The sequence below is a fragment of the Streptomyces sp. NPDC018947 genome, from assembly GCF_044390505.1.
Lineage (GTDB): Bacteria > Actinomycetota > Actinomycetes > Streptomycetales > Streptomycetaceae > Streptomyces.
Window position 1 is genome coordinate 144,038 of sequence record NZ_JBIRZD010000009.1, and the last position, 15,295, is coordinate 159,332.

The window sequence follows — 15,295 nt, forward strand, 5'->3', positions numbered from 1 at the left end:
GGGAACCTCACATCCGGAAGACGCCGAAGCCGCCGCGCGCGCCCTCGTAGGGCGCGGTGTGGACGGCCGACAGGCACAGGCCGAGGACGGTGCGGGTGTCGCGCGGGTCGATGACGCCGTCGTCGTAGAGCCGCCCGGACAGGAACATGGGCAGCGACTCGGACTCGATCTGCTGCTCCACCATGGCGCGCAGCGCGGCGTCCGCCTCGTCGTCGTAGGGCCGGCCCTTCGCGGCGGCGGACTGGCGGGCGACGATGGAGAGCACCCCGGCGAGCTGCTGCGGGCCCATGACGGCGGACTTGGCGCTCGGCCAGGCGAACAGGAAGCGGGGGTCGTAGGCCCTGCCGCACATGCCGTAGTGGCCGGCGCCGTAGGAGGCGCCCATGAGGACGGACAGGTGGGGGACGCGGGAGTTGGAGACGGCGTTGATCATCATGGCGCCGTGCTTGATGATGCCGCCCTGCTCGTACTCCCTGCCGACCATGTAGCCGGTGGTGTTGTGCAGGAACAGCAGCGGGATGTCGCGCTGGTTGGCGAGCTGGATGAATTGGGCGGCCTTCTGCGACTCCTCGCTGAACAGGACGCCCCGGGCGTTGGCCAGGATGCCGACCGGGTAGCCGTGCAGGGCGGCCCAGCCGGTGGTGAGGCTGGTCCCGTACAGCGGCTTGAACTCGTCGAAGTCGGAGGCGTCCACGATCCTGGCGATGACCTCGCGGGGGTCGAAGGGCGTCCTGAGGTCGCCGGGGACGATGCCGAGCAGGTCCTCCGGGTCGTACTTGGGCGGCTTTGCGACCGGCGGGTCGGCGTACGCCTTGCGGTGGTTGAGACGGGCGACCACACGGCGGGCCTGGCGCAGCGCGTCCGGTTCGTCGACGGCGAAGTAGTCGGCGAGGCCCGAGGTGCGCGCGTGCATCTCGGCGCCGCCCAGCGACTCGTCGTCGCTCTCCTCACCGGTGGCCATCCTGACCAGGGGCGGACCGCCGAGGAACACCTTCGCGCGTTCCTTGACCATGATGACGTGGTCGGACATGCCGGGGATGTAGGCGCCTCCGGCCGTGGAGTTGCCGAAGACGACGGCGACGGTGGGGATGCCGGCCGCGGACAGCCGGGTGAGGTCGCGGAAGATCGCGCCGCCGGGGACGAAGATCTCCTTCTGCGACGGGAGGTCGGCGCCGCCGGACTCGACCAGGCTGACGCAGGGCAGCCGGTTGGCGAGGGCGATGTCGTTGGCGCGCAGGGCCTTCTTCAGCGACCAGGGGTTGCTGGCGCCGCCGCGCACGGTCGGGTCGTTGGCGGTGATCAGGCACTCCACGCCCTCGACCACGCCGATGCCGGTGACCAGGGAGGCGCCGACGGTGTAGTCGCTGCCCCAGGCGGCGAGCGGGGACAGCTCCAGGAAGGGCGTGTCGGGGTCGAGCAGCAGCTCGATGCGTTCGCGGGCGAGCAGCTTGCCGCGCCCACGGTGCCGTTCGACGTACTTGTCGCCGCCGCCCGCGAGGGCCTTGGCGTGCTCGGCGTCCAGTTCCGCGAGCTTGGCGAGCATGGCCTCGCGGTTGGCCCGGTGGTCGGGGGCGGCCGGGTCGACGGCGGAGGGCAGGACCGTCACAGCAGAACCTCCGGGATGTCCAGGTGGCGGGCGCGCAGCCATTCGCCGAGCGCCTTGGCCTGCGGGTCGAAGCGGGCCTGCGCGGCGACGCCCTCGCCGAGGATGCCTTCGACGACGAAGTTGAGGGCGCGCAGGTTGGGGAGCGTGTGCCGGGTGACCGGGAGGCCGCGGGCCTCGGGGATCAGCTCGCGGAAGCGGTCGGCGGTGAGTTCGTGCGCGAGCCAGCGCCAGGCGTCGCCGGTGCGGGCCCACACGCCGACGTTGGCGTCCCCGCCCTTGTCGCCGCTGCGGGCCCCGGCGACGAGCCCGAGGGGGGCACGGCGGACGGGCCCGGCCGGCAGGGGTTCTGGAAGGGCCGGTTCCGGTACGGCGGCGAGTTCGGCGGTGTCCCCGGCCGGTGGTACGGGGACGCGGCTGCCGTCGGGCAGGACGGCGACGTGTGAGACGGCGGTCTGGGGGACGCGGGCGGCCTCGAAGACGCCGTAGGGGGCACCCTTGCCGGGGGGCGCGAGCACGTGGAAGCCGGGGTAGCTCGCCAGGGCCAGTTCGACGGCGGCGCCGCTCAGCGCCCGCCCGACCCTCTGCCGGTCGGTGTCGCGGACGACGAGCCTGAGCAGGGCGGCGGCCGTCTCCTCGGTCGGCGCGTCGGGCCGGTCGGTGCGGGACAGTTCCCAGCGCACGTCTGCGGCCTCGGCCAGGGCGGGCTCCATCTGGGCGCGCACGAGCGCGGCCTTGGCCTCGACGTCGAGGCCGGTGAGCACGAAGACGACCTCGCCCCGGAAGCCGCCGAGGCGGTTGCGGCCGACCTTGAGCGTGGGCGGCGGTGCCTCGCCGCGCACACCGTCGATCCGCACCCGGTCGGGACCGTCCTGGGCGAGCCGTACGGTGTCCAGCCGGGCGGTGACGTCCGGCCCGGCGTACCGGGCGCCGCCCGTCTCGTACAGGAGCTGGGCCGTCACCGTGCCGACGTCGACGAAGCCGCCGGTGCCGTCGTGCTTGGTGATCACGCAGGAGCCGTCGGCGTGCAGTTCGGCGAGCGGGAAGCCGGGGTGTGCGACGTCGCCGTCCCGGAAGAAGGCGTAGTTGCCGCCGGTCGCCTGTGTCCCGCACTCCAGCACGTGCCCGGCGACGACCGCGCCCGCGAGCCGGTCGTACTCCGTCGGCGCCCAGCCGAAGTGCGCGGCGGCCGGCCCGGTGACCAGGGCCGCGTCGGTGACCCGCCCGGTGACGACCACGTCGGCGCCGGCCCGCAGGCACGCGGCGATGCCGAAGCCGCCGAGGTAGGCGTGCGCGGCCAGGGTTCCCGGGTGGGCGGCGGTGAGGTCGTCGCCCTCGACGTGGGCGACCCGCACAGGGATGCCGAGCCGGCCGGCGAGGGCGCGTACGGCGTCGGCGAGACCGGCGGGGTTGAGACCGCCCGCGTTGGTGACGATCCTGACGCCCCGCTCGTGGGCGAGGCCGAGGCACTCCTCCATCTGGCGCAGGAAGGTGCGGGCGTATCCGGCGTCCGGGTCCTTCAGCCGGTCCCGGCCGAGGATCAGCATGGTCAGCTCGGCGAGGTAGTCCCCGGTGAGGACGTCCAGCGGGCCGCCGGTCAGCATCTCGCGCACGGCGTCGAAGCGGTCGCCGTAGAAGCCGGAGGCGTTGCCGACGCGCAGCGGCCCCGTCACCCCCGGGCCCCCTTGGGCTTCCGTCCCGCTCCCGGCGGCCCGGCGAAGGCCTGGGCGATGTCCAGCCAGCGGTCGGCGTCCGGGCCCTCGGCGGTGAGGGCGAGGTCGGCGCGGTGGGCGCGCTGGGTGACGAGCAGGCAGAAGTCGAGGGCGGGGCCGGTGACGCGCTGCCGGGCGTCCTCGGGGCCGTACGTCCACGGGTCGCCGTCCGGGCCGGTGAGGTCGACGCGGAACGGCTCGGCGGGCGGGGTGAGGCCGTGGGCGGCGTACGCGAAGTCCCGGGCGCGGACGCCCAGGCGGGCCACGTGCCGCAGCCGGCCGGTGGGCGGGCGTACGACGCCGAGCGCGTCGGCGACGTCGAGGCCGTGGGCCCAGGTCTCCATGAGCCGGGCGGTGGCCATGGAGGCGGCGGCCATCGGCGGCCCGTACCAGGGGAAGCGGGCACCGGGGGCCGACTCGCGCAGCGCCGTGGCGAGCGCCGCCCGCCCCTCCCGCCAGGCCGCAAGCAGCTCGGCGGGCGCGAGCCGGGCGCCCTCCTCGGCGCCCTCGTCGACGAAGGTGCCGGGCGCGGCGACGGCCTTCTCCACGAGGGCGCGGAAGGCGTCCTCGTCGGTGACGGCCACGAGGGCGGACCGGTCGGTCCAGGTCAGGTGCGCGATCTGGTGGGCGATCGTCCAGCGCGGGGCGGGCGTGGCGAGCGCCCACTGCTCGGGACTCAGCCCGGCGACCAGGGCGTCGAGCTGCTCGCTCTCCTCGCGCAGGTCGTCGATCACGGGCGTCGGGTCGGACACGGGTCGCTCCCCTCGGGCACGGCGGCGTGCGGCGCGGTGTGGTGAGGAGCATGGCAGGAGGGAAATAAACAAGCAAGCGTGCTTGCATGAATTTCGGAGGCGGGAGAACGGTCTCCCGTCCGGGCCGGATCCCGTTACCGCCCGTCGGCTCCCGGCCCCGGCAGTGGCCGCTTCGCCCCGCGGCCCCGGCCCACCTGGGTGCGCACGGCGCCCATGCTGGCCGCGATGACCAGGGCGATGGCGCCGGCCTGGGGGGCGGACAGGGACTGGTCGAGGATGAGGAAGCCGGCCGTCGCGGCGATGGCGGGCTCCAGGCTCATCAGGATGGCGAAGGTGGGGGCGGGCAGGCGGCGCAGGGCGAGGAGTTCGAGGGTGTAGGGCAGCACGGAGGACAGCAGCGCGACCCCGGCGCCCAGCGCGAGCGTCAGCGGGTCGAGCAGCTTCGCCCCCGACTCGGCGATGCCCAGCGGCAGGAACAGCAGCGCGCCGACCGCCATGGCGAGGGCCAGCCCGTCGGCCTGCGGGAAGCGCCGGCCGGTACGCGCGCTGAACACGATGTACGCCGCCCACATGGCGCCCGCCCCGAGCGCGAACGCGGCACCGGCCGCGTCGAGGCTCTCGAAGCCGCCGCCGCCGAGCAGGAAGACGCCGGCCAGGGCGAGCCCGGCCCACACCAGGTTGACCAGGCGCCGGGAGGCGAAGACGGACAGCGCGAGCGGCCCGAGCACCTCCAGGGTGACGGCGGGGCCGAGGGGGATGCGGTCGACGGCCTGGTAGAACAGCCCGTTCATCCCGGCCATGGCGAGGCCGAAGACGACGACCGTGCCCCAGTCGGCGCGGGAGTGGCCGCGCAGCCGGGGCCGGCAGACGACGAGCAGCACGACGGCGGCGACGGCCAGCCGCAGCGTCACCACGCCGAGCGCCCCGGCCCGCGGCATCAGGCTCACCGCCAGCGCGGCACCGAACTGCACGGACAGGCCCCCCGCGAGGACCAGCCCGACCGGGCCGAGGGAACCCCGGCGGCCGCCCGGCGCGGGAGCGTGGCTGGCGGCCGTCGCCGCCGCGGGGCCCGCCGTGGGGGCGGAGGGGGAAGCGGCGGCCGGGGACGGGGTGCCGGGAGTGCCGGGGGTGGCGCTGGAGGTGCTCACGAGGGCTCCGGGACGGTTTGCGGGTCGATGTCGTTCATCGTGGTGTACGGCACAGTCCAGGGTAGTGGACTGCGTCAGGCGCGTAGCCCTGTCACGCAACTGTCGTCGGCCGGGTGCGCGGCTGTCAACGGACGTCCGCCAGGCGGGCGGGGGCTCGCCGCACGGGGTGGTTCGCCGAGGAGGTAGCGTCCGCGGCGTGAGACGACTCCTCGCCCGCCTCTGGCGCCTGTTGCGCCCGCTGCAGAGCCGCGTCATGTGGCTCGTGAACGCCAAGTTCGTCGTCGGTGTGACCGGCGTCGTCCGCGACGACGAGGGACGCGTCCTGCTGCTGAAGCACCGGATGTGGCCGCCGGGGCGCCAGTGGGGTCTGCCGAGCGGCTTCGCGCACAAGGGCGAGGACTTCCGGCAGACCGTGGTCCGCGAGGTCAAGGAGGAGACCGGCCTCGACGTGGAGGCCGGCCGCCTGGTCATGCTGAACAGCGGTTTCCGCACCCGCCTGGAGGTGGCGTACGAGGCCCGACTGCGGGGCGGCGAGCTGCGTCTCGACCCCTTCGAGATCCTGGAGGCGCGCTGGTGCCGCCCCGACGACCTCCCCGAGGACGTCCAGCCGGTGTGCCGTCCGCTGGTGCGGGGCGGGACGACGCCGTGAAGGACGGTGCCGGGGTCCGGTTCCGGCGCCCGTGAGGGCGCCCGGGGCCGCAGGGCCCGTCACTCCTCGCCCAGCCCCTCGGCCAGCACCTCCGCCAGATGCCGTCCCCGTACCCCCGCGAGCTGTTCGAGCTGGGTGCGGCACGAGAAGCCGTCGGCCAGGACCACCGCCTCCGGTGGCGCCTCGCGCACCGCCGGCAGGAGCCGGCCCTCCGCGCAGGCCACCGAGACCTCGTAGTGGCCGGCCGCGAAGCCGAAGTCGCCCGCGAGGCCGCAGCAGCCGCCGGCCGGCTCGCCGGTGAGGCCGGCGGCGGCGCGCAGACGGCGGTCGGCCGCGTCGCCGAGGACCGCGTGCTGGTGGCAGTGGGTCTGACCGGTGACCGGGCGGTTCACCGCGGGCGGCGTCCAGTCGGGGGCGTGGCGCTCCAGGACCTCGGCGAAGGTCACCACCCGGGCGGCGAGTGCGGCGGCGCGCGGGTCGTCGTGCAGCAGCTCGGGCAGGTCGGTGCGCAGGGCGGCGGCGCAGCTCGGTTCCAGGACGACGACCGGCGCGGACGTCTCCAGCACCGGGGCCATCAGGTCCAGGGTGCGCCGCATCACCGCGCGGGCGCGGTCCAGTTGGCCGGTGGAGACGTACGTCAGGCCGCAGCAGACGCGGCCCCGGCGGGCGGTGAGCAGGGCGGCCGCCGACCTCGTCGCGCCGTCCCCGACGGCCCCCGACCGCAGGGTCGGCGGCAGCGCCACCCGCAGTCCCGCCGCCTCCAGCACCCGTACGGCCGCCCGGCCGACCGACGGCGACAGGTGCTCGGTGAACGTGTCGGGCCACAGGACGACCAGCTCGCCGGAGCCGCCCGGCGCGGCCCGGCCGCGCCGGCGCCACCATCCGCCGAACGTCTCCCGCGCCAGCCGCGGCATCTCCCGTTCGGCCGCGATGCCGCCCAGGCGTTTGGCGACGGCGGCCAACGGCCGTACCGCGGCGAGCCCGTTGACGACCGGCGCCGTCCGGGTGCGCGCCGCCCAGCGCAGCCACACCGGCAGCCACCCCATGACGTAGTGGGCGGCGGGACGGCGGCGCCCGGCGTAGTGGTGGTGCAGGAACTCCGCCTTGTACGTGGCCATGTCGACCCCCACCGGGCAGTCCGAGCGGCAGCCCTTGCAGGACAGGCACAGGTCCAGGGCGTCCCGTACCTCCGCCGACCGCCAGCCGTCGGTCACCAGCTCGCCGGCGAGCATCTCGTGCAGCAGCCGGGCACGCCCGCGCGTGGAGTGCTCCTCCTCGCCGGTCGCCCGGAACGACGGGCACATCACCGACGCGCCCGCCGCCGGTGCCGTACGGCACTTGGCGACGCCCACGCAGCGGCGCACCGCCGCCCGGAAGTCGCCCCCGTCCTCCCGGTAGCCGAACTCGACGTCCACCGGCCCGCGCGGCAGGACGGCGAAGCGCAGGTTCGCGTCCAGCGGCGCCGGACGGACCAGCATGCCCGGGTTGAGGAGGTCGTCCGGGTCCCAGACGCCCTTGGCCCGCTCGAAGAGGGCCACCGTCTCCTCGCCGTACATGCGCGGCAGCAGCTCCGCCCGTGCCTGTCCGTCCCCGTGCTCCCCGGACAGGGAGCCTCCGTGCGCGACGACGAGGCCGGCCAGTTCCTCGGAGAAGCGCCGGAACCGGGCCACGCCCGGCCCGCTCAGCAGGTCGAAGTCGATACGGACGTGGATGCAGCCGTCGCCGAAGTGTCCGTAGGGCGTGCCGCGCAGGCCGTGGGAGGCGAGCAGCGCCCGGAAGTCCCGCAGGTACGCGCCGAGCCGTGCCGGCGGCACCGCGCAGTCCTCCCAGCCGGGCCACGCCTCCGAGCTTCCCCCGGACTCCGTCCGGGAGGTGCCCCCGGGCATCCGCGTCGCCGTGCCGCTCGCGTCCTCCCGGATCCGCCACAGGGCCCGCTGCCCGGCCGGGTCGGTGACCACCAGCGCGTCGACGACGTCCGCCGCCCGGACCACCGCGTCCGCCCGTGCGCGTGCCTCCCGCGGGGACGCTCCGCCCGTCTCCACGAACAGCCAGGCCGCGCCCCGGGGCAGCTCCCGCGCCGACGGCACCAGGTCCACCGCCATGCCCTCCACCGTCAGCGGGCCGAGCGGCAGCAGACCGGCCGCCGCCTCGGCCGCCGCGGTCTCGTCGGCGTAGCCCAGCACCGCGAGCGCCCGGGCCCGGGGCGCCTCGACGAGCCGGACCACGGCCTCGGTCAGCACGCCCAGCGTGCCCTCCGAACCGCAGAAGGAGCGGGCCACGTCCGCGCCCCGCTCCGGCAGCAGCGCGTCCAGCGCGTACCCGGAGATGCGGCGGGGCAGGTCGGGGAAGCCGGTGCGCAGCCGCGCCAGGTCCCCCTCCACCAGCGCCCGCAGGCCCTCGGGCGCACCGGCCCAGTCCCGTCCGGGGCGCAGCCGATCGCCCCGCGCGGTGAGCACGGTCAGCTCGCGCACGTTGTCCGCCGTCGTGCCCCACGCCACCGAGTGGGAGCCGCACGCGTTGTTGCCGATCATCCCGCCGAGCGTGCACCGGCTGTGCGTGGACGGGTCGGGGCCGAAGCGCAGGCCGTGCGGGGCGGCGGCCTCCTGGAGGCGGTCGAGGACCAGTCCGGGCTGGACGACGGCCGTGCGCGCCCCGGGGTCGAGGGACAGCAGCCGGTTCATGTGCCGGGTGAAGTCCAGGACGACGCCCGTGCCGGTCGCCTGCCCCGCGATCGACGTGCCCCCGCCGCGCGGCACGACCGGCACGCCGCGGGTCCGGCACACCTCCAGGACGGCCGCCACGTCGTCGGCGTCCCGCGGGGCCACCACGCCGAGCGGGACACGCCGGTAGTTGGACGCGTCCATGGTCGTCAGCGCCCGCGAGGTGACGTCGAACGCGACCTCGCCCCGGACGGCCGCGCGCAGTGCCTGCTCCAGATCGCTCATGCGTCCAGGATGCATCCGGCCACGGACAGTGACGGCCGCGGCCTCCGGGATGGTAGGTCCGCACAGGTCCGGTGGGCGGAGATCTCGTCTCATCGGACGGACATGTCCGCTTCCGCTTCCGCCGACGGGGTAGCCTCCGGCCGTGGCTGAGATCCAGATTCCTGCTGACATCAAGCCCGCGGACGGTCGATTCGGCGCGGGTCCCTCCAAGGTGCGGGTGGAGGCGCTGGACGCCCTGGCCGCCACCGGTACGTCCCTGCTCGGCACCTCCCACCGCCAGGCTCCCGTCAAGAACCTCGTCGGCAGGGTCCGCGAGGGCATCCGCGAGCTGTTCCGCCTCCCCGACGGGTACGAGGTGATCCTCGGCAACGGCGGCTCCACCGCGTTCTGGGACGTGGCGACGCACGGCCTGATCGAGAACAAGTCGCAGCACCTCAGCTTCGGCGAGTTCTCCTCCAAGTTCGCCAAGGCGGCCAAGCTGGCCCCCTGGCTGGCCGAGCCGACGATCGTCTCCGCCGAACCGGGCACCCACCCCGAGGCGCACGCCGAGGCCGGCGTGGACGTGTACGCGTTCACGCACAACGAGACCTCGACCGGTGTCGCCATGCCCATCGCGCGCGTGGCCGGCGCCGACGAGAACGCCCTCGTGCTGGTCGACGCCACCTCGGGCGCGGGCGGTCTGCCCGTCGACATCGCCGAGACCGACGTCTACTACTTCGCCCCGCAGAAGTCCTTCGCCTCCGACGGCGGCCTGTGGATCGGCGTGTTCTCCCCCGCCGCGATCGAGCGCGCCGAGCGGATCCACGCGTCCGGCCGGCACGTCCCGGAGTTCTTCTCGCTGCCCACGGCGATCGACAACTCCCGCAAGAACCAGACGTACAACACCCCGGCCCTCGCCACGCTGTTCCTCCTGGGCGAGCAGCTCGACTGGATGAACGGCCAGGGCGGCCTGGACTTCGCCGTCCGCCGCACCGCGGCCTCCGCGCGCACGCTGTACGGCTGGGCCGAGGACGTGAAGTTCGCCAACCCGTTCGTCGCCGACCCGGCCAAGCGCTCGCAGGTCATCGGCACGATCGACTTCACCGACGAGGTGGACGCGGCCGCCGTCGCCAAGGTGCTGCGCGCCAACGGCATCGTCGACACCGAGCCGTACCGCAAGCTCGGCCGCAACCAGCTCCGCATCGCCATGTTCCCGGCGATCGACCCGGCCGACGTCGAGGCGCTGACGAAGTGCGTCGACTACGTGATCGAGAAGCTGTAGCGGCACACGACACGTGAGGGGCGCCCGGCCGGCACCGGGCGCCCCTTCTCGCCGTGCGGCTACCGGCCGAGCCGCTGGAAGCGCCGTACCGCGAGCGGCAGGAACACCGCCGTCAGCACGAGCGGCCACACGCCCGCCATCAGCAGCGCGTGCTGCTCGACCCACGAGTCGCCGCCGCCGACCGGCGTGCCGAACAGGTCGCGGGCGGCCGCCGCCGTGGACGAGACCGGGTTCCAGGCCGCCACCCAGCCCAGCCAGTCGGGCATGAGCTGGGGGGCCACGAAGATGCTGGAGATCATCGTCAGCGGGAAGGCCACCGCGAACAGGCCGCCCGCCGCCTCCGGGTCGGGGACCAGCAGCCCGAGCCACACGCCGGTCCAGATCAGCGCGAACCGCAGCCACAGCAGCAGCCCGAACCCGGCCAGGAAGCCCCAGCCGCCGTCCGGCCGCCAGCCCATGGCCGTCGCGGTCAGCATCATGATCGCCAGCTCGGCGCAGGCGACCACGAGGTCGGTGACGCCGCGCCCGGCCACCACGGCGGAGGAGGCCATCGGCATGGAGCGGAACCGGTCGATGACGCCCCGGGTGGAGTCGTGGACGACGACGGTCGCGGTGTTGATGAAGCCGAACGCCATGGTCATCGTGAACATGCCGGGCATCAGGAAGTCCTTGTAGTCCCCGCCGCCGGGCACCGCCATCGCGCTGCCGAAGACATAGCCGTACAGGAGGACGGACAGGATCGGGAAGCCGAGCTGCCAGGCGATGCTGACGGGCTGGCGCCGGTAGTGGGTCAGGCCGCGGCGGACGATGTTGCCGCAGTCGGCCAGCGCCCAGTGGACACGGCCGCGGGCGGCCGGTGCGGTCGGGCCGGCGGCGCTCACGCGACGGCCTCCTTCCACTGCGGGACGTCCGTGCGGTGGCCGGTCAGGCGCAGGAACACGTCGTCCAGGCTCGGCCTGCGCAGCCCGATGTCCTCCACGCCGACGCCCTCGTCCCGGAGGGTGCGCGCGACCTCGGTCAGCGCGGACACCCGGTCGGTGACCGGGGCGTGCACCCGCAGCGCCTCCTCGTCGGCCTCGGGCTCGCCCTCGCAGACCCGGGCGACGGCCTCGACCACCCTCGGCAGCTCGGCCCGCTCGGAGACCACGACCTCGACCCGGTCGCCGCCGACCCGGTTCTTCAGTCCGTCCGGGGTGTCGTCGGCGATGGACCGGCCCCGGTCGACGACGGTGATCCGGGAGGCCAGCCTGTCGGCCTCCTCCAGGTACTGCGTGGTCAGCAGCACGGTCGTGCCGTCCGCCACCAGCGCCCGCACCGCGTCCCAGACCTCGCCGCGGCTGCGCGGGTCGAGGCCCGTGGTGGGCTCGTCCAGGAAGAGCACGGCCGGGGCGAGGATCATCGACGCGGCGAGGTCGAGGCGGCGCCGCATTCCGCCGCTGTACGTCCCCGCCCCCCGGTCGGCGGCGTCGGTCAGGCCGAACCGCTCCAGCAGCTCGACGGCGCGCGCCCGGGCCCGTCGGCCGCCGAGGTGGAACAGGCGTCCGAACATCTCCAGGTTCTGCCGCCCGGTGAGCACCTCGTCCACGGCCGCGTACTGCCCGGTCAGCCCGATCCGGGCCCGCACCTCGCGCGGCCGCCGGGCGACGTCCAGGCCGGCCACCTCGGCCCGGCCGCCGTCCAGCCGGATCAGCGTGGACAGGATGCGCACGGCGGTGGTCTTCCCGGCACCGTTCGGCCCGAGCAGGCCGTGCACCGTTCCCTCACGGACGGTCAGGTCGAAACCGTCGAGGGCGTACGCGTCCCCGTACCGCTTCCGCAGGCCCTCGGCCCGCACCGCATACCCGTCGCTCATGGGGTCCCCCTTTCGCTCCATAACTGAGTACACCGTACTCGATTGCGCGTACAGCGTACTCAGTTTTTCGGGGCGGAATTAAACTGCCCGCATGGCAAGCGGTACGGAGACCAGCGGCAGCGGCGACATCGCCCGCACCCTCGAACTGTTGTGGGACACCGGCCGGCGGCCCAGCCGGGGACCCAAGCCGGGTCTGACGCTGGAGCGGATCGTGGAGGCGGCCGTCGAGGTCGCGGACCGTGAGGGGCTCGGCGCGGTCTCGATGCGCCGGCTCGCCACCGAACTGGGCACCGGCGCCATGTCGCTGTACCGCTACGTCCCCGGCAAGGCGGAGCTGCTCGACCTGATGCTGGACCGCGTCCAGCGCCCGTCCGAGGACCCCGCCGGCCCCGGCGACGGCGACTGGCGCTCGGCCCTCCACGCCCTGGGGCACGCCACCCTCGCCCTCTACCGCCGCCACCCCTGGCTGCTGGAGGTCAACCAGTCCCGCCCGGTCCTCGGCCCGTCCGCGCTGGAGGGCATGGAGAAGGTGCTCGTCCGGATCAAGCCGATGGGCCTGGCCGACCCCGAGCTGCTGTCGGCGATCATCATGATCGACGGGTACGTCGTCGGCGCCGCGCGCACGCAGCTCTACCAGGAACAGGCCGAGCGGACCTCGGGGCTGACGGACGCCCAGTTCTGGGAGGCGCAGCGGCCCGCCCTGGAGCGGGCCATGACCAGCGGGCGCTACCCCGTGCTGGCCGCCCTGTCCGAGGACACGTTCAGCACCGGCTTCGACCACTTCGAGTTCGGGCTCCAGCGCATCCTGGACGGCCTGGAAGTGCTGGTCGCCGCGCGGGGCGGCGCGCGGGACGGGTCAGCGCCGCCGGAAGAGCCTGCGTAGCCCGAACAGGGCGGCGCAGACGACGACCAGGCCCACCGCGCCGACCTTCAGCGGGTCCCGGCCGCCCTCCCGGCCGCCGGAGGCTCCCGCGGTGCCGCCGGTGGAGGACGACGACCCCGGACCCCCGCCTCCCCCCGGCGCGTCCTGCGCCCGCACCGGGCTGCCGGCGCCCTCCATCCCGAGCAGCAGCTTCCTGCCGTCGGCGGTGTAGGTGGCGGACTCGCCCTGGCCCAGCGGCACGCTGATCCGCCCCTTGCGCTGGATCTTCCCGCCGTTCCAGGCGTACCAGATGCCGCCCAGGTAGCCGCGCACGGCGAGGTGTTCGCCGTCCGGGGAGAACGCGGCGTCGGTGGCCCACAGGTCGACCGGGACGGTCGGCCGGAAGACGTTGGTGCCGGAGGCGGACAGCTTCGCGGGGCCCTCGTAGAGGTGCCCGCCGTCCTCGTTCTTGTCGATGAGGTAGACGCGCCCGGTCTTCGGGTGCACGACCATCGACTCGGCGTCCCGCGCGCCGTCCGCGTACTTCACCACGTACTGGGTGGCCTTGACGGTCCGGTCCCTCAGCTCCGCCGGCTCGGGCAGCTCGTAGATCCACACGTAGGGCCAGGTGCCACCGAGGTTGTCGCCGATGTCGCCGACGAAGAGCCGGTTGCCGGGGCCGACGGCGATCGCCTCGACGTCCCGGGGGGTGCCGACGCCGGACAGGGTGATCCGGGCGACCGTCTCACCGGTGGCACCGTCCACGGCGTACAGGTAGGGGCCGGTGTCCTGGTCGTTGTGCGTCCAGTAGACGCCGGGGTGCAGGCGGGAGGCGGCCAGGCCGCTGGACTCGGTGATGCGCGGGTCCTTGATCGTGAAGCCGTCGGACCCGGGGATCCCCTCGTCCCCGTCCGCGAGGGCGGGCGAGGCGAACGCGCCCACGAGAAGGGCCGAGGCGAGGAGGGCGAAGGGTCGGCGCATGGGCCAAGACTGCCATCCCCGGCGGCCGTTCACGCCGGGTGGCCGGTCTCACATCGCGTGGACCAGGCACATCGTCCATGATGAGCGGATGCTCAGGATCATGCCCGTAGGTGACTCGATGACGATCGGGAGCGCGGGCGAGCACACCTGGCGCTACCGGCTGTGGCAGCACCTGTGCGCGACGTACGGCGGCCCCTTCACCCTCGTCGGCCCGCGCGAGGCCCTGCACGACCGCACCACCGACGCGCCCACCTCGCACGGCTACGCCGATCCGGACTTCCCCCGCGGGCACCTGGCCGGCTGGGGCGAGGGCTGGCACCACATGGCCCCGCTGATCGAGGAGGCGGTGCGCGCCCACCGCGCGGACGTGCTGCTGGTCTCCCTCGGCCTGATCGACCTGGGCTTCTACACGAACCCGGAGCAGACCGCGGACAACGTGCGCGCCTTCGTGGCCGGGGCCCGGGCGGCGAACCCGCGCGTGCGCACGGCCGTCATGCCGGTGGTCACGAACATCCGGGTGGAGGCCGACGCGTCCTTCGCCGACCAGGTCCACCGCTTCAACGACCTGCTGGCCAAGACGGTCACCGACCTGGACACACCCCGCTCCCCGCTCCTGCTCGTCCCGCCGCCCGAGGCGTACGACTTCCACACCGACACCTACGACGGCACCCACCCCAACGCCGACGGCGAGCACAGGATCGCGGGCGCGTTCGCCGACGCGCTGTACGAGGACTGGGGACTGGGCGGTCCCTACTCCGCCGCGTAGGCCCCGCGGATCTCCCCGCCCAGCCACGCGGCGCACGCCCCCGCGGCGTCCCGCAGACCGGCCCAGGACTCCTCCTCGCACCCCAGGTGGACGGCGCGGGCGTGGGCCAGGGCCGGCCGGTGCGCGGCCGGCAGCCGGGGCAGCGCCCAGTCGGCCGCCGCGTCCTTCGCGCGGATGTCCCCGGTGACGAGCGTGCTCCAGATCCGGGCGAGGGTGAGCAGCACGTTGCGGGTATCGGTCCCCAGCTCCGCCATCAGCCCCGGCACCCCGGCGGCGATCGCCCGCCGCAGGTCCTCGTGCGGGACCGGGTCGAGCAGCTCGGCGGGCGGCGGGCCGTACAGCGGGGCGTCGGCGCGCAGCGCCATCGTCAGCAGCGGAGCGAGGTCGGGGTCGTCCTCCGGCTCCGGGACGGCGCCGCGCGCGTACTCCTCGCGCAGCCACTCGCCGTACTGGTACTCGCGCCGGGGCGGGTAGCGCCAGGGCCGCACGTCGTCCCGCACGACCACGGTCAGTTCGACGGGCCGACGCCCCTCGCCGCCGGAGACCTCCAGCAGCTCCCGGGTGAGCAGCGCGCGTTGCGCGTGCGTCGTGCGGCGGCGCACGACGACGAGGAGGTCCAGGTCGCTGTGCGGGCGCAGGCCGCCCAGGGTGGCGGAGCCGTGCGCGCAGACACCGAGCACGCCGTCCCCGAGCCGGCGCAGCACCAGCGCCACGAGGTGGTCGGTCCGGTCCCGCTCCCGCATGTGCGCCCTCCCCCGTCCAGG

Annotated in this window: 13 protein-coding genes; 4 read left to right on the plus strand and 9 right to left on the minus strand. The window is 74.7% G+C overall.

Features of this window, described 5'->3' with window-relative positions:
* Positions 1 to 7: 7 nt before the first annotated feature.
* The 4 genes from ACH499_RS18805 to ACH499_RS18820 all read right to left on the minus strand — a co-directional run bounded on the left by ACH499_RS18805 (position 8) and on the right by ACH499_RS18820 (position 5,215).
* Positions 8 to 1,606, minus strand: coding sequence for an acyl-CoA carboxylase subunit beta (locus ACH499_RS18805; RefSeq protein WP_399016998.1), 1,599 nt, complete (start codon positions 1,604 to 1,606; stop codon positions 8 to 10).
* Positions 1,603 to 3,276: an acyclic terpene utilization AtuA family protein gene (locus ACH499_RS18810; RefSeq protein ID WP_399017000.1), complete on the minus strand. Its 1,674-nt coding sequence runs from the start codon at positions 3,274 to 3,276 to the stop codon at positions 1,603 to 1,605. Before ACH499_RS18810 ends, ACH499_RS18805 begins: the two co-directional genes overlap by 4 nt.
* On the minus strand, positions 3,273 to 4,067 hold the full coding sequence (locus tag ACH499_RS18815) for a TIGR03084 family metal-binding protein (RefSeq protein ID WP_399017002.1): 795 nt from the start codon (positions 4,065 to 4,067) through the stop codon (positions 3,273 to 3,275). Before ACH499_RS18815 ends, ACH499_RS18810 begins: the two co-directional genes overlap by 4 nt.
* A gap of 134 nt (positions 4,068 to 4,201) precedes the next feature.
* Positions 4,202 to 5,215: an EamA family transporter gene (locus ACH499_RS18820; protein WP_399017004.1), complete on the minus strand. Its 1,014-nt coding sequence runs from the start codon at positions 5,213 to 5,215 to the stop codon at positions 4,202 to 4,204.
* A 196-nt stretch (positions 5,216 to 5,411) separates the two neighbouring features.
* On the opposite strand from ACH499_RS18820, the gene ACH499_RS18825 reads away from it, so the two are divergent.
* Positions 5,412 to 5,864 (plus strand): NUDIX domain-containing protein, encoded by a 453-nt coding sequence (locus ACH499_RS18825; RefSeq protein ID WP_356198809.1) that lies wholly within the window; start codon positions 5,412 to 5,414, stop codon positions 5,862 to 5,864.
* Between the two features lie 59 nt (positions 5,865 to 5,923).
* Here ACH499_RS18825 and ACH499_RS18830 read toward each other — a convergent pair whose 3' ends face one another.
* The gene (locus ACH499_RS18830) at positions 5,924 to 8,809 is read right to left on the minus strand and encodes an FAD-linked oxidase C-terminal domain-containing protein (RefSeq protein WP_399017006.1); all 2,886 of its coding nucleotides are present in this window, start codon (positions 8,807 to 8,809) and stop codon (positions 5,924 to 5,926) included.
* A gap of 142 nt (positions 8,810 to 8,951) precedes the next feature.
* Between ACH499_RS18830 and serC the strand changes: the two genes are divergently transcribed.
* Positions 8,952 to 10,070, plus strand: coding sequence for a phosphoserine transaminase (gene serC / locus ACH499_RS18835; protein WP_356198813.1), 1,119 nt, complete (start codon positions 8,952 to 8,954; stop codon positions 10,068 to 10,070).
* A 59-nt stretch (positions 10,071 to 10,129) separates the two neighbouring features.
* On the opposite strand, the gene ACH499_RS18840 is transcribed toward serC, so the two are convergent.
* Positions 10,130 to 10,951 (minus strand): ABC transporter permease, encoded by an 822-nt coding sequence (locus ACH499_RS18840; RefSeq protein WP_356198814.1) that lies wholly within the window; start codon positions 10,949 to 10,951, stop codon positions 10,130 to 10,132.
* Complete coding sequence (locus tag ACH499_RS18845; protein ID WP_399017009.1) at positions 10,948 to 11,922, minus strand: ATP-binding cassette domain-containing protein; 975 nt, start codon at positions 11,920 to 11,922, stop codon at positions 10,948 to 10,950. Before ACH499_RS18845 ends, ACH499_RS18840 begins: the two co-directional genes overlap by 4 nt.
* Before the next feature lie 91 nt (positions 11,923 to 12,013).
* Between ACH499_RS18845 and ACH499_RS18850 the strand changes: the two genes are divergently transcribed.
* Entirely contained in the window at positions 12,014 to 12,805 is a 792-nt protein-coding gene (locus ACH499_RS18850) for a TetR/AcrR family transcriptional regulator (protein WP_399017011.1), read from the plus strand.
* On the opposite strand, the gene ACH499_RS18855 is transcribed toward ACH499_RS18850, so the two are convergent.
* The gene (locus tag ACH499_RS18855; protein WP_399017013.1) at positions 12,779 to 13,765 is read right to left on the minus strand and encodes a WD40 repeat domain-containing protein; all 987 of its coding nucleotides are present in this window, start codon (positions 13,763 to 13,765) and stop codon (positions 12,779 to 12,781) included. The genes ACH499_RS18850 and ACH499_RS18855 overlap by 27 nt on opposite strands.
* An 88-nt stretch (positions 13,766 to 13,853) precedes the next feature.
* Between ACH499_RS18855 and ACH499_RS18860 the strand changes: the two genes are divergently transcribed.
* Positions 13,854 to 14,531 carry a GDSL-type esterase/lipase family protein gene (locus ACH499_RS18860; protein WP_356198822.1) on the plus strand — a complete coding sequence of 226 codons (678 nt, stop codon included), beginning with the start codon at positions 13,854 to 13,856 and terminating at the stop codon, positions 14,529 to 14,531.
* Here ACH499_RS18860 and ACH499_RS18865 read toward each other — a convergent pair.
* The gene (locus ACH499_RS18865) at positions 14,516 to 15,274 is read right to left on the minus strand and encodes an aminoglycoside adenylyltransferase family protein (RefSeq protein WP_399017016.1); all 759 of its coding nucleotides are present in this window, start codon (positions 15,272 to 15,274) and stop codon (positions 14,516 to 14,518) included. The two genes, ACH499_RS18860 and ACH499_RS18865, sit on opposite strands and share 16 nt — an antisense overlap.
* Between the last annotated feature and the right edge of the window lie 21 nt (positions 15,275 to 15,295).